11 protein-coding genes are annotated in these 12,341 nt (G+C 74.4%); 6 read left to right on the plus strand and 5 right to left on the minus strand.

The window, feature by feature from the left end:
• The first annotated feature begins 51 nt into the window (after positions 1–51).
• Positions 52–3,963, plus strand: coding sequence for a helix-turn-helix domain-containing protein (locus ACFZBX_RS04310; protein WP_391531427.1), 3,912 nt, complete (start codon positions 52–54; stop codon positions 3,961–3,963).
• A 25-nt stretch (positions 3,964–3,988) separates the two neighbouring features.
• Here ACFZBX_RS04310 and ACFZBX_RS04315 read toward each other — a convergent pair whose 3' ends face one another.
• Positions 3,989–4,504, minus strand: a complete 516-nt coding sequence (locus tag ACFZBX_RS04315; protein ID WP_391531428.1) for a hypothetical protein — start codon at positions 4,502–4,504, stop codon at positions 3,989–3,991.
• A gap of 296 nt (positions 4,505–4,800) precedes the next feature.
• On the opposite strand from ACFZBX_RS04315, the gene ACFZBX_RS04320 reads away from it, so the two are divergent.
• A complete protein-coding gene (locus ACFZBX_RS04320; protein WP_391531429.1) occupies positions 4,801–5,154 on the plus strand; it encodes a beta/gamma crystallin domain-containing protein in 354 nt (117 codons plus the stop codon).
• Positions 5,155–5,199: 45 nt separating this feature from the next.
• Positions 5,200–5,778, plus strand: a complete 579-nt coding sequence (locus ACFZBX_RS04325) for a DUF1707 domain-containing protein (protein WP_391531430.1) — start codon at positions 5,200–5,202, stop codon at positions 5,776–5,778.
• Here ACFZBX_RS04325 and ACFZBX_RS04330 read toward each other — a convergent pair.
• The gene (locus ACFZBX_RS04330; protein ID WP_391531431.1) at positions 5,750–6,676 is read right to left on the minus strand and encodes an aminoglycoside phosphotransferase family protein; all 927 of its coding nucleotides are present in this window, start codon (positions 6,674–6,676) and stop codon (positions 5,750–5,752) included. The two genes, ACFZBX_RS04325 and ACFZBX_RS04330, sit on opposite strands and share 29 nt — an antisense overlap.
• On the opposite strand from ACFZBX_RS04330, the gene ACFZBX_RS04335 reads away from it, so the two are divergent.
• Both ACFZBX_RS04335 and ACFZBX_RS04340 read left to right on the plus strand, forming a co-directional pair.
• The gene (locus tag ACFZBX_RS04335; RefSeq protein ID WP_391531432.1) at positions 6,675–6,857 is read left to right on the plus strand and encodes a hypothetical protein; all 183 of its coding nucleotides are present in this window, start codon (positions 6,675–6,677) and stop codon (positions 6,855–6,857) included. The genes ACFZBX_RS04330 and ACFZBX_RS04335 overlap by 2 nt on opposite strands.
• A gap of 98 nt (positions 6,858–6,955) precedes the next feature.
• Positions 6,956–8,116: a hypothetical protein gene (locus ACFZBX_RS04340; protein ID WP_391531433.1), complete on the plus strand. Its 1,161-nt coding sequence runs from the start codon at positions 6,956–6,958 to the stop codon at positions 8,114–8,116.
• A gap of 124 nt (positions 8,117–8,240) precedes the next feature.
• Here the strand turns inward: ACFZBX_RS04340 and ACFZBX_RS04345 are convergent, their stop codons facing one another.
• Positions 8,241–8,840 (minus strand): choice-of-anchor C family protein, encoded by a 600-nt coding sequence (locus ACFZBX_RS04345; RefSeq protein ID WP_391531434.1) that lies wholly within the window; start codon positions 8,838–8,840, stop codon positions 8,241–8,243.
• Positions 8,841–9,482: 642 nt separating this feature from the next.
• The gene (locus tag ACFZBX_RS04350; protein WP_391531435.1) at positions 9,483–10,265 is read right to left on the minus strand and encodes a hypothetical protein; all 783 of its coding nucleotides are present in this window, start codon (positions 10,263–10,265) and stop codon (positions 9,483–9,485) included.
• Positions 10,266–10,456: 191 nt separating this feature from the next.
• Here ACFZBX_RS04350 and ACFZBX_RS04355 point away from each other — a divergent pair, with 191 nt between their 5' ends.
• Positions 10,457–10,711 carry a hypothetical protein gene (locus tag ACFZBX_RS04355; RefSeq protein WP_391531436.1) on the plus strand — a complete coding sequence of 85 codons (255 nt, stop codon included), beginning with the start codon at positions 10,457–10,459 and terminating at the stop codon, positions 10,709–10,711.
• A gap of 268 nt (positions 10,712–10,979) precedes the next feature.
• Here ACFZBX_RS04355 and ACFZBX_RS04360 read toward each other — a convergent pair whose 3' ends face one another.
• Positions 10,980–12,167 (minus strand): GDSL-type esterase/lipase family protein, encoded by a 1,188-nt coding sequence (locus tag ACFZBX_RS04360; RefSeq protein ID WP_391531437.1) that lies wholly within the window; start codon positions 12,165–12,167, stop codon positions 10,980–10,982.
• Between the last annotated feature and the right edge of the window lie 174 nt (positions 12,168–12,341).

A 12,341-nucleotide genomic window follows, 5' to 3' on the forward strand; every position in this document is an offset into this window, starting at 1 on the left:
CGCCGGCCGGCTCGTTGACCGGTCGGGACACGATCTGACCGGGGGTGGCGGATGGACACGGAGCACGGCGGGCGGCGGCCGGCGGCCGGAAGGAAGCCCGGGCCGGCTGCGGCAGCGGCTGCGGCAGCGGACGGTGCCGACGAACCGGACTTCGGCGCCGCCCTGCGGGCCCTGCGCCAGGCCCAGCGCCTCTCGCTGACCGACCTGTCCGCCCTGGTGCACTACGACCGCAGCCACATCAGCAAGGTGGAGACCGGCGCCAAGCCCGCCACCACCGACTTCGCGCACGCCTGCGACACCGCCCTGCGCGCACGCGGCGCCCTGGTCGAACTGGCCACCCGGGGCCAGTGCCCGTACCCGGGCCTGGCCTCGTTCAAGGCGAAGGACGAGCGCTGGTTCCACGGCCGCGACCGGGCGCGCGCCGAACTGCTCGGCCTGCTCGGTGAACGCGCGGGCGACCGCGGCGGCCCGGTGCTCGTCGTCGGCCCCTCCGGCGCCGGCAAGTCCTCCCTGCTCTGCGCCGGCCTCGTCCCCGCCCTGCGGCGCGGCGCCCTCGCCGGCCCCGGCCCCGTGACGGCCGAGGTCCTGACCCCGGGCGCCGAACCCCTGGCAAGACTCACCGCCCTCGCCGGGCGGCCCGCCACCCCGGTCTGGATCGTCGACCAGGCCGAGGAACTCTTCACCCTCTGCCCCGACGCCGACGAACGGCGCGCCTTCCTCGACCGGCTCTGCCACGAGGCCGGACCGGACGGCAGCCGACTGGTCGTCCTCGGCCTGCGTGCCGACCTCTACGGTCACTGCCTCGCCCACGACGGCCTGCTGCGCGCCGTGCGGCGCGGACAGCTCGCCCTCGGCCCGATGACCGCCGGCGAACTGCGCGCCGCGATCACCGCCCCGGCCCGCACCGCCGGCCTCGACCTCGAACCCGGCCTGCTCGACCTGCTGACCGCCGACCTCGGCCTGGACCCCGGCCACCCCGAACGCGCCTACGACCCCGGCGCGCTGCCCCTGCTCGCCCACACCCTGCGCGCCGTCTGGCAGCAGCGCGCCACCCGCTCCCTCACCCTGGACGGCTACCGGACGATCGGCGGGCTGCACGGTTCCGTCGCGCTGACCGCCGAGCGCGCCTGGTCACGGCTGGACGACGAGGCCAGGGCCACCGCCCGCCGGCTGCTGCTGCGCCTGGTCCACGTCGGCCCGGACGGCCAGGTGGTGCGCCGCCGTGCCGAACGCTCCGCGCTGGCCGCCGCCGACAGCGACCCGGCGCGGCTCGACCGCGTGCTCGCCTCCTTCGCCGCCGACCGGCTGATCACCCTGGACGCCACCGGCGCGGCGCTCAGCCACGAGGCGCTGCTGCGCGCCTGGCCGCGCCTGGGGGAGTGGATCGAGGAGGCCGGGGCAGGCCTGCGGCTGCACCAGCAGCTCACCCAGGACGCCGAGCACTGGACCGCCTCGGGGCGTGAGGACGCGCTGCTCTACCGGGGCAGCCGGCTGGACGTCGTGCGGCAGTGGGCGCAGCCCCCGGCGGGAGCCGCGGTGGATGACGCGGCGGGAGCCGCGGCGGGTGACGCGCCCGCCCTGACGCCCGCCCCCGCACCTGACCTCACGCCCGACCTCACGCCCGACGAACGGGAGTTCCTGGCGGCCGCCGAGGCCCGGGCCCGCCAGGACCGGCGCGCCGAACGGCGCCGGGTGCGCAGCCGGCGCCAGCTGGTGGCCGCGCTCGCCGTCGTGGTGGTGTGCGCGCTGCTGGCGTGGCACCAGCGGAACGCGGCGGCGACGGCGAGCCGGGTGAACCTGGTGTACGCGCTGCTCACCGGCGCGGAGCGGAACGCCGGCCACGACCCCTACGCCGCGCTCCTGCAGTCCGTCGAGGCCCGGCGCGCCGCGCCCGCGAACGTGCCGCAGCTGCGCCGCTCGGCCGAGGACGCGGTGCTGAGCACCCAGGCCCGGTACCTGACCGGCCGCATCCCGGGCTTCGCCTACGGCGTCAACGCCCTCGCCCTCAGCCCCGACCGCCGCCTGGTCGCCACCGGCGACTCCAAGGGGCAGATCGCCCTGTGGGACACCGCCACCACCACGATGGTCGCCGAACTGCTGGACCACGGCGTCGGCTACCCCGTCCAGGACGTCGAGTTCAGCCCGGACGGCACCCTGCTGGCCGCCGTGCTCACCCGGGACCCGGCGCACCGGGTCCTGCTCTGGCGGGTCGCCGACCGGCGGCCGCTGCCCTCTCCGGTGATGCCGATGAGCACCACCGGCAACACCTCCGTCGCCAAGCGGGTGGCGTTCAGCCGGGACGGCACCCTGCTCGCGGCGGGCAGCAGCGACGGTGACCTGCCCGGCCGGGTGTGGATCTGGCGGGCCGACGGCGGCGCCGCCCCGCCGGTCCGGACGCTGCTGGACCACACCGGAGTGATCCAGGGCCTCGGCTTCGGCGACGGCCACCGGCTGGCCTCCGCCGACACCGACGGCACGGTCCTGGTGCGGGACCTGGACGCCCCGCCGCGGCCGGACGGCGGCGCCCCGGTGCTGCTCTCCGGGCGGATGCCTGGGCCGCGTTCGCTCGCCTTCGCCGCCGACGGCCGGCTGCTGGCGGTCGGCGGCGAACAGGGCGGCATCCGGCTGTGGCGGCCGCCCGCCGGACCGGCGGCAGGCAGCCCGGCGGCAGGCAGCCCGGCGGCAGGCAGCCCGGCCGAGCCGCAGGACTGGCCGTCCCAGGACCTGCCGCAGCGTCACCTCGGCTCCGTCAACGCCCTCGCCCTCACCCCCGACGGCGCCACCCTGGTCTCCGCCGGCGCCGACCAGGCCACCAGGGTCTGGGACCTGCCCACCGGGCGGGCCACCGCGGAACTGCGCGGCCACCCGACCTTCGTCCTGGGCGTCGCCGTCGGCAGCGACAACCGCACCGTCGTCACCTCCGCCGGGATCAGCTCCCCGTCCGGCAGCGTCCTGCTCTGGGACCTGCGCCGCGGCACCGACCTCGCGCCCGGCCCGGACCGTCCGGCCGTCACCGCCGTCGCCGCGGCCGGCCCCCGGGCCGTGGTCGGCACGGCCGACGGCCGTACCGCGCTGTGGGACGTCACCGGCCGCGCACCCCGTCTCGTCACGTCCACCGCGCCCACCGGACACGCCGTCACCGGCCTGGCCCTCGACGCGGCCGCCCGCACCTGGGTGACCGCGACCGCCGACGGCGTGCTGCGGATGCGGCGCGGCTCCGACGGCGGGGAGTTGGCCGCCACCGACCTCGGCACCCGCCCGACCGCCGTCGCGCTCAGCCCGGACGGCTCGCTGCTGGCCGCGGGCACGGCCGACGGCCGGTTGCTGGTCGGCCCGCCGGACGGCTCACCCCCGCAGCGGCGCTGGCAGCGCGACCTGGACCAGGTGAACGCCGTCGCATTCGTCGGCGAGCGGCCCGAACTCGCCTTCGCCCACAGCACCACCGCCGTCCACCTCCTCGACGTCCGCGACCCGGCGGCCACCGCCCGGAAGACCGGGATGACGCACGACGACTACATCCGCCGGATCGCGGTCAGCCCCGACGGCCGACGGATCGCCACCGCCGGCAACGACCGCCTGGTCCGCGTCTGGGACGCCTCGACCGGCGCCTCCGTCGGCGCCGGGGACCGCACGGTCGGCGCCGACACCGTCCACGCGCTCGCCTTCACCCCCGACGGCCGCGCCCTCGCCGCCGTCGGCCACGAGGGAGCCCTCCGCCTCTGGGACCCGTCGTCCCCCGACCCGCTCGCCACCCTCACCGGCCCCGGACAGCCGCTGAACGCGCTGGCCTTCCTCCCCGACGGCCGCGCCCTCACGGCGGGCGAGGACGGCGCCGCCCCGCTGTGGAGCCTCGACCCCGCCACGGCCGCCGCCGCGGCCTGCACCGTCCTGCGCCCGCCACTGCCCCGCGCGGAGTGGGCCCGCCTGCTGCCCACCGTCCCCTACCGCGCCGGCTGCGGCTGACCCCCGCCCGTCTGTCGACGTCCCGTCAGAACCACTGCCGCAGCCAGGCATCGAGCACCGCGTAGTCACCGCCGGTCAGCCCCACCCGCGGATCCACCCGGTGCAGCAGAGCGGGCCCCGGGTGACGGTCGGCGACCCACACCCGATCCGCGCCGGTGATCTCGTCGTCCACCCAGGCGAACGGCCGCCCGTCCGCCCGAGCGACGAGCGCCCGCGTCTTCCAGTGCAGTCCGCCAGGCTCGTTCCCCTCCTCGGCCCCCTGCTCGGCACCGTCCGGCTCCGGCCACTCCACAACGGCCAACGACGGCAGACCGAGCAGCGGCGCGACGCACGCGTTGGCGTCGTCCAGCCATGTCGTCGCCCACACGATCTCGCACGGCAGCGCGGCCAGCCGGGGCCCGTGCCCGGGATCGATCCTCGCCAGCAACGGATTCCCACCGCCACCCGCCCCCGGGTACGTCGGATACGGACCCCCGCCGAACGGAATCAGCGGCCCGTCGACGTCCAGGAACAGCAGCGGAGAGTGCGAGGATCCGGTCATCCCGGCACCCTACCGGCCGCCCCGTCCGCAGGTGCCGACCTCTTGTGCTCTATCGCCGGCGGCCCCTGACCGCTCTCCCAGTCCACGATCGGGTGATGCTTCGAACCAGCGGTTCGCATCCGGAGTGTTGCGGCCGGACGAGGGGCGGCGGTCGCTAGCTTGGGGCCCGGTCCTCGGCCCGCCGCTCCGTCAGGCGCGGCCTCCGGGGTTCAAGTCCGCCCACGTCCCCGCATTTTGACGTGACGTCCCCGACCGGGCCGGGCCATGCGCCGGCCCTCGCAGGAGAAGGAGAATCCGTGATCTCGAAAGGTGCGAGGGCCGCTTGGTCGGCGGTCGTGGCGTTCGCGGCGGCCGCCGCGTTGACCCTCGGCGTGCCGAGCGGTACCGCCTTCGCCATCGACCACGTGGAGTGTGTCGGCGGCGAGAACTTCCTGAAGATCTGGTCGCACCTCGACGGCCGCCAGAGCGTCGACTGCTACGCGAACGCCGGCAGGACCGATTTCGGCGGGTGGTGGGTCGACCGGATCTACACGGGCAACAACGACCTGATCTACTACGACGTCAACGGTGACTCCGTGAAGATCGAGCGCTGGACCGACATCACCTTCCCCAACCAGCCGCCGAGGGTCGCCTCCATCCAGATCCTCTGATCGTCTGACGTAACGTCAGCAGCGGCTCGACGCTATGGTGAAGCGGTGACTTCTCTGTCGGAAGACCCGCGGCGGGCGTTCAGCGAGGACGACCGTGACACGGCGGTGCGGCGCGTGCAGGGGGCGTACGCCGAAGGGCACCTCTCGCACGAGGAGATGGACGAACGCCTCCACCACGTGCTCACCGCCGCCACGCACGGCGAACTGGCGGCGGTCCTGTCCTCGCTCCCGGCGGAGCCGGCCGGCACCACGTCCACGATCGCCGCCGCGGGCGGGCGGATCAAGCGGCGCGGGGTCTGGCGGGTGCCCCGGGTCCTCAAGGTCGCGTCCGCGTTCGGCAAGGTGCGCCTGGACCTGTCCCGGGCGGTCATCGAGCACCCGGTGGTCGACATCGAGCTGCAACTCGGCTCCGGCGGAGCCAGGATCACCGTTCCCCGTGACGCGGTCGTCGACCTCGACGGCCTCCACACCGGGTGGAAGGACACGCGCTACAAGGCCCCACCGGTATCGACACCCGGCGGCCCCACGATCCGGATCTCCGGGGCTGTGGGGTTCGGACGGCTGAAGGTCCGCCACGCGTCGCTGAGGCCGCCGCCTACCCGGCCCGGCGGACCGAAGCGGTGAGCTGCTCCAGCGCGGCCAGCGCGGGCGGGCCCCAGGTGGGCTTCCCACCGGGACGGCCGCGGACGCCGGCCTCGCCGATGAGCAGGCAGGCGAGGGACTTCAGCACCGCCCACCCGCGGGCGCGCCGCCGGGTCGCCTCGTCCGCACCCGGCCGGTAGGCGCGGTGGAAGCGCTCGACGGCGCCGTCCGGCAGCAGCATCCACGCGGTGGCGAGATCGCAGGCCGGATCGCCCGCGCAGAGGTCGCCGAAGTCGATCACACCGCAGAAGGCCCCGTCCCCGGTGAGGACGTTGGCCGGATGCAGGTCGGCGTGCAGCCACACGGCCGGGCCCGCCCACGCGGGCGCGGCGACGGCGTCCTCCCAGACCGCGCGGACGGCGTCCGGGTCGGGGACCAGCCCCAGGCCGACGGCCGAGGCCAGCATCCGGGCGAACCCGTCGGGGTGGCCGGTCAACGGACCGTCGCGGCCGTTCCTGCCCGCGGGCGCGTCCTCGGGCGCGGGCCGGTGAAGCGCGCTCAGGAACGCGGCCAGGCCGTCGGCCGCCGCCCCGGCCCGCGTGGCGGGGGCCCGGTCGGCGGGCGTCCCCGGCACCCAGGTGGTGACGATCCACGGCCGCGGAAACCGCTCGGAGGGCTCGCCGATCCGCTGCGGAACGGGCACCGGTAGCGGAAGTCCCGCCGCGAGCCCGGGAACCCACGTGTGCTCCTTGCGCACCAACGCGTCCGCGTCCGCCGTCGCCCACGGCAACCGGACGGCAAGATCGTCACCGAGCCGCCACACCTGGTTGTCCCACCCCCGCGCGCCGAGCCGGACAGGGCGATCGGCCAGATCGGGATGCTGCTCCCGCAGCAACTCCCGCACCAGCCCCGCGGTGACCTCGATCCCGGAATGCGTCATGCGAAGCCACGCTAGCCCACGGCCGCCCCCTCGCCCACCCGCCCTCTGCTCCACGGACGACGAGAGCCACGACGGCCCCACCGTCTTCACCGGGACCGCCGGCCAGGGCCTGGAGCGCGTCTGGGGCGGGCTGGAACCACACCCGGAGGTCCACGGGTTCCGCGTGCTCGCCCTGTCCTGAACGCGGTCGGCGCGCGTTGAGGCGGCACTGACAGCGCGGGGGGATTGGCCTATCGTGCTTCGCGGCCGTACGAACCGTGCCGGGAGGTGGTGCACACCGTGCTGACTGATCGTTTGCGGGCCGGAGCGCTGGAGGTGGCGGAGCATTGCGCGACGCCGTTCTACTTGTTCGACCTGGAGGCACTCGGCGAGGGCTACCGGGAGATGGAACGCGTCTGGCGGCGGGAGTTCGAGCGGCTGACGGTGGCGTACTCGTACAAGAGCAACCCGCTGGCGGCCGTGACCCGGCGGCTGGCGGCGCTGGGCGGTTCGGCGGAGGTGGTGTCGGGGGCGGAACTGTCGCTGGCGCTCTCGGACGGCTTCGCGCCGGGGCGGATCGTCTTCGACGGGCCGGTGAAGAGCCCGGCGGAGCTGGCGCTGGCGGCCGGGCTCGGCGTGCCGGTGCAGGTGGACTCACTGGCCGAGCTCGACGCCCTGCTCGCGCTCCCCGACGGCGCGCCGCCGGTGGGGCTGCGGCTGGCCACGCGGGGCGCCGGCGGCGAGTGGTCGCGCTTCGGGCTGCTGCCGGCCGAGGTGGCGCGGGCGCGTGAGCTGTTGCGCCGGGCCGGTCTGCCGGTCTGGGGCGTGCACGTCGGGGTCGGGACGCTCTCCGGCCCGGAGGCGTACCGCGAGGCGCTGGTGTTCTGGGCGGAGGTGCTGCGGGAACTCGCGAAGGAGGCCGAGGACCGGCTGACGGTGGACGTCGGCGGAGGGTTCCCGCCGCACGGGGTGCCCGGCCTGGGGTGGGAGTTGTACGCGGCGGCCGTCGCGTCCGGGTGCCGGCAGGCCGGGCCGGGCCCGGACGGGGTGGACCTGCTGATCGAGCCGGGGCGCTCCATGGTGGAGGCGCACGGCGCGCTGGTCTGCCGGGTCGCGGTCCGCAAGGCCCGTGACGGGCGGGACACGCTGGTGCTGGACGGCGGGACCAACCTGGCCCGCACGGTCAAGAGCCGGCCGCACCCGATAGAGTTCCCCGCCTCGCCGACCGACGGCGCCGGCCGCTACCGGCTGCTCGGCGCCAACTGCTACGAGGGCGACGTGTTCGCGGACGACATCGCCGGCCCGGCGGGCGTGGGGCCGGGCGACCTGGTGGTGATCGGCGGGTGCGGCGCGTACGACATGCCGTTCGCCCATGTCTGGGTGCGGACCCGGCCGCCGGTCTACGCCCTCGACGGCGAGGGCTGGACGGTGGTGCGCGAACCGGGCGACACCATTCGCTAGTCTCGGCGCCCCCGCGCCGTCCTTCACCGAACGGCCGGGGGCGCCGCCGCCCGTCCCGGACACCCGGCGCCGCTTCGCCCCGCGAGGACGATGCGCCGCGTGCCCGGGACGCGCGGCCGTGCGGTCACCCGCAACAGGGCTTGCACTCCTTCACCTGGACGTTGTCGATGACCGGGCCGTACGCCCCGGGGACCGTGCTGGCGAAGCTCAGCGTGGTGGATCCGCTCTGCGCGACGAAGCTGAACTGCCGCCCCACGTAGCCCATGGCGGCCATGCTCCTGCCGGTGACGTCGAAGGAGAAGTCCTGGAAGTTCTGGCCGTCGATCAGCACCCGGCCGGTCTTCAGGGCCGGTCCGCTCGCCGGGTTGCCGGCCAGCGCGTAGGTGACGGAGTAGGTGGTGCCCGGGACGGTGGTGAAGCTCTGGGCGACGGCGCCGGCGGTGCCGCCGTTGAGGTCCAGCGACTGGTCGCCCTCGGCGGCCTGCCAGAAGCCGGCGCCGATCAGGTCGACGTTGCCGGCGGTGACGGTCCACGGCCCGATGGCCTGACCGGAGCCCAGGTTGGTGAAGGCGTTCGCCGGGGCCTTGGGCGTCTCGAAGCTGCCGTTGTCGAAGTGGCTCAGGGCGCGGTGGCCGCCGGCGGCCTGGGCCGGGCCGGCCAGCGCGGTGGCGCCGGCGACGAGCAGGGCGGCGGCGACGGCGGTGCGAGCACGCGGGAACGACATGAATGGCCCTCCAGAAGGCTGTTGGACGGATCAACCGACGATCGGCTGCGCACAGAGCGTCGGCCCCCGCGATGATCCCTGCCAAGACCGGACGCCCGGCGCCTGGTGTCGCGCGCGGCCCGGAGCCGGGCTCTTTCGCGCCGGTTTGGCCGGCCCCGGACCCGCCACACGGGGCCGCGCGGACCGTCCCCGAGGGCGCCACACCCCGAACCGCCCTCCGGCTCACGGCACATCCGGGGGAGCGCAGCCCGCCCCGCACACCCCGGTCCCACCTCTGGCGCCGCCAAATATCCTTGCTACCAGCCAATATGACGTATCGTCATCTGACCCTAAGAGAATGGGAATGATGGTCGATTCAGTGCACCCTGAGCGGTTCGAGATCCGCTGGGACGGGAGGGGGTCCGCAGCGTTCGGCGGCGTCGTCGCCATCGCGCTGGGGCTGGTGATCCTCAACATGGTCCTGTCCTGGGACGACCCGCCGCTGCCGGCGCTGCTGTTCTTCTGGACGTTCTGCGTGGTATCGACGAACTCGCCCACCACGTGGCCCGCTTCGCCGGCCCCGTCCCCGTCCGCGCCCTGGGCACGGTCGAACGTCGCTCCCAGTGGGTCGGAAAGCCGTAACACCCCCCGCCCCTGCGAACGTCACCGCCCACCATGCGGCCGGGCGAGCCCCGCTCCGACCTTGTCCAGCATCTGGCCGAGCAGGTGAAGAGCCCGCGCCCGCGTCGGCACTCCACGCGCTGTGCCCGTCCAGTAGGCGCCCGTGAGCTCCTCGGTCACCGTGAGGGTCTGCCGGTCGTCCCGCGCGGCCAGCACGAGGACGAACCGCACGTAGTCACCGACATCGGTGCCCCGGGGGAGCTGCTGCACGAACGTCCGCAGGCGCGCGGTCAGTGCAGGCAGCGTGCGATCGGTCGGAAAGACGACGGCGAGACCGGCAAGTGCCAGTCGAACCGCCGGGCACTCCGCCGGCCAGCGGCTCAACAGCTCCGGCAAATGCGCCCGGACCGCGCTGCGAGCCCGGACTTCACTCTCGGGATCGGCGTGGTACGAGAGGTCCGGCCACGACCCGGCGAGATGGCGCTCGGCGACTGTGGCGGCCCCGAACAGCATTTTGACGACATCGAACCGGTGCCGGGCGGGAATCCGTTCGTCGACGGCGAGGGCCGCGAGCAGGGCGAGACCATCGGCGGTGCCGGGCATGCAGGTGTCCTGGTGGAGGATCTCGTTGTAGAAGTCGCCGAGGAACAGTCGTTCGTCGTCCCAGCAGGGATCGGTCTCGGCGCAGAACAGCAACGCTGCCTGCGGCGGCCTGCGCCCCGGCAGACGGTCGGCGATGACGTCCCGGAAGAGTTGCCGGACCGTCGGCGGAGCGGAGGCGATCGCCTCGTGCCGCATCGGTTGTGGTTCGGCATGCGCGTCCATGGCCGGTGCAGCCTACCGGTGCGCCCGGCAACACCGCCTCGGAACCCTCCTTGCCCTCGCCGGCGACCCTGATCAACATCGCCCGTCAACGGTCTGTTGCCTGTTCACATCAGTTGCTACAGTCCCTGCTTGCAGCGACACCGCACGTGCCGGACTCCCACGCGATCCACCCGAGAATGTGGAGAACAGCCATGGGTTCACTCCCTCGCCGCATCGCCGCCGTAACCCTCACCACAGCAACCCTGCTCGGCCTCGCCGGCGCCGCCACCAGCGCATCGGCCACCACGATCAGGTACTTCAAGGCCTACGGTCCCAACCCGTCCTACGCCGCCCCCCGAGCCTGGGCCGCCGCCCACGCCGCCGGATACACCGACGCCCAGTGCAGCCAGGAGACCGAGGTGATCTCCCCCGGCTACTGGGAAGTCATCGTCACCTGCGTGAGCTGACCCGCATTCGACCCACTCCCGACCAGGCCCCCGCCGCATCGACTGCGGCGGGGCCGGTTGCTTGGTGCGGTCGGGCCTGCGCCGGATCGCAACGCCGTTGCTGCGGCGGTCCGCTCTCGGTGCAATATCCCGTCGACCACCTGCCGGTGGTCCCGCCACCGGCCACACCGCCCGTCGTTGACCGGCGGGATCGGCCGTAGCCGTTCCCGCTCGGCATCTGTCAGATCTCCCCGCCCCGTGCCCGAAGAGCGAGCGGGGCAGGTGATGGTCACATGATCGGGGGCAGGTCCTGGCCGGTCGGCCGTGTCCGTGAGCGGGTGTGGAACGGGCCGTTGTCGGCGAAGGCGTGGGCCGCGAAGCGTTCGCCTATTCGGCGGTAGGCGGCTGCGGAGGGGTGCAGGCCGTCGGGAAGGTCGTCCGCCTCGGCGGGGGTGAGCAGTTCGCGTCCGTCGAGGTGGTGGAGGTGCGGGTCGTGTGCGCGCCGGAGTGTGACGATTCTCGCCAGTTCGTCACGGACGACCTGGAGCGACAGCGCGCCGCGGGCTATGTCGGCCGGGTCGCCCAGCACGGTGATCCGCCCGTTGCGGTCCACGCCTGTCGGGCCGGGGCGCGTGTCGAGTGCGGGGCAGCTCAGGGGGGAGATCACCAGCAGCGGGGTGTCCGGATGGCCGTCGCGGATCGTGTCGAGGAAGCCGTGGACCGCCGGGCCGAATGTCCGCAGCCGGAAGGTTGTGCGGGCGACGATGTTGATGCCCACCTCTAGGCTGATCAGATCGGCGGGCAGGTCGCGGATCGTCCGGGCGACGTAGGGGTCCAGCATGTCGTTGCCCGGCTGGCTGAGGTTGGTCACCTCCGCACCCCCCAGCCACGCCGCCACCACGGGCCAGGTGCCGGTGGGGCCGTCGGCCTCGAGGCAGTGGCTGATGGAGCTTCCGTGGTGCACCCACCGGGGCCGGCCGTCGGGCAGGGGTGCCAGGACCTCGCCGTCGGCCCGGAGCGCCACCAGTTCCGTGGGGGTCTGTTGCGGCAGCCACAGTTCGATGTTCTTCATCCCGGCCGGCAGCCCGGCGAAGCGCGCCGTTCCCGGCTTCCCCGGTATCAGTCGCTGCGCGGCCCCGGGACCCGCCATCCGCACCACATGGCCCAATGGCGCCTGCCGGCGTGCGGCGAGTACGCCGTCCACCGTGAGCTCCAGCACCCCGGTCGGCCGGGGCTGGGGATCGCCGTCGAGTTGCCCGGTGGAGGTGAGGACCTCGAACTCGAGCACCCGCGCATCGGTGCGGAACACCAGCCGGATCCCCGAGGGCATCACCGTTCCCCCGTAGACCGACGGGTCCTGGTACTGCTCCTTGGTCCACGCCGGCAACCGGCGCGGCAGCACCCCGGTCGGTGTCCGCTCCAGGTCCAGTGCGCCCCGTATCTCTACCGGCCCACCCGTCAGTGGGTACTCCCGCATCGCCGCTGTCACCGCTTCCCGTCTTCGGCCCGTCCGGGCGGACGGGTCCCGGCCGGAGCCGTCCGGCTTCTCCCAGAACCTAGTGCCGCATCAGACTGCGTTCGCCTCGTTGTGATGTGCCGCTCGGTTGCCGCCTAGCGGCAACCGAGCGGTCAGAATGATCACGTGGCAGAG

The organism is Kitasatospora sp. NPDC008115 (assembly GCF_042957205.1).
GTDB lineage: Bacteria > Actinomycetota > Actinomycetes > Streptomycetales > Streptomycetaceae > Kitasatospora.

Bases quoted from the DNA above. Each gene is read 5' to 3' on its own strand.
- ACFZBX_RS04310 (WP_391531427.1), top strand. From the start codon at position 52: ATGGACACGGAGCACGGCGGGCGGCGGCCGGCGGCCGGAAGGAAGCCC.
- ACFZBX_RS04315 (WP_391531428.1), bottom strand. From the start codon at position 4,504: ATGACCGGATCCTCGCACTCTCCGCTGCTGTTCCTGGACGTCGACGGG.
- ACFZBX_RS04335 (WP_391531432.1), top strand. From the start codon at position 6,675: ATGCGAAGCCACGCTAGCCCACGGCCGCCCCCTCGCCCACCCGCCCTC.
- ACFZBX_RS04330 (WP_391531431.1), bottom strand. From the start codon at position 6,676: ATGACGCATTCCGGGATCGAGGTCACCGCGGGGCTGGTGCGGGAGTTG.
- ACFZBX_RS04345 (WP_391531434.1), bottom strand. From the start codon at position 8,840: ATGTCGTTCCCGCGTGCTCGCACCGCCGTCGCCGCCGCCCTGCTCGTC.
- ACFZBX_RS04350 (WP_391531435.1), bottom strand. From the start codon at position 10,265: ATGGACGCGCATGCCGAACCACAACCGATGCGGCACGAGGCGATCGCC.
- ACFZBX_RS04355 (WP_391531436.1), top strand. From the start codon at position 10,457: ATGGGTTCACTCCCTCGCCGCATCGCCGCCGTAACCCTCACCACAGCA.
- ACFZBX_RS04360 (WP_391531437.1), bottom strand. From the start codon at position 12,167: ATGCGGGAGTACCCACTGACGGGTGGGCCGGTAGAGATACGGGGCGCA.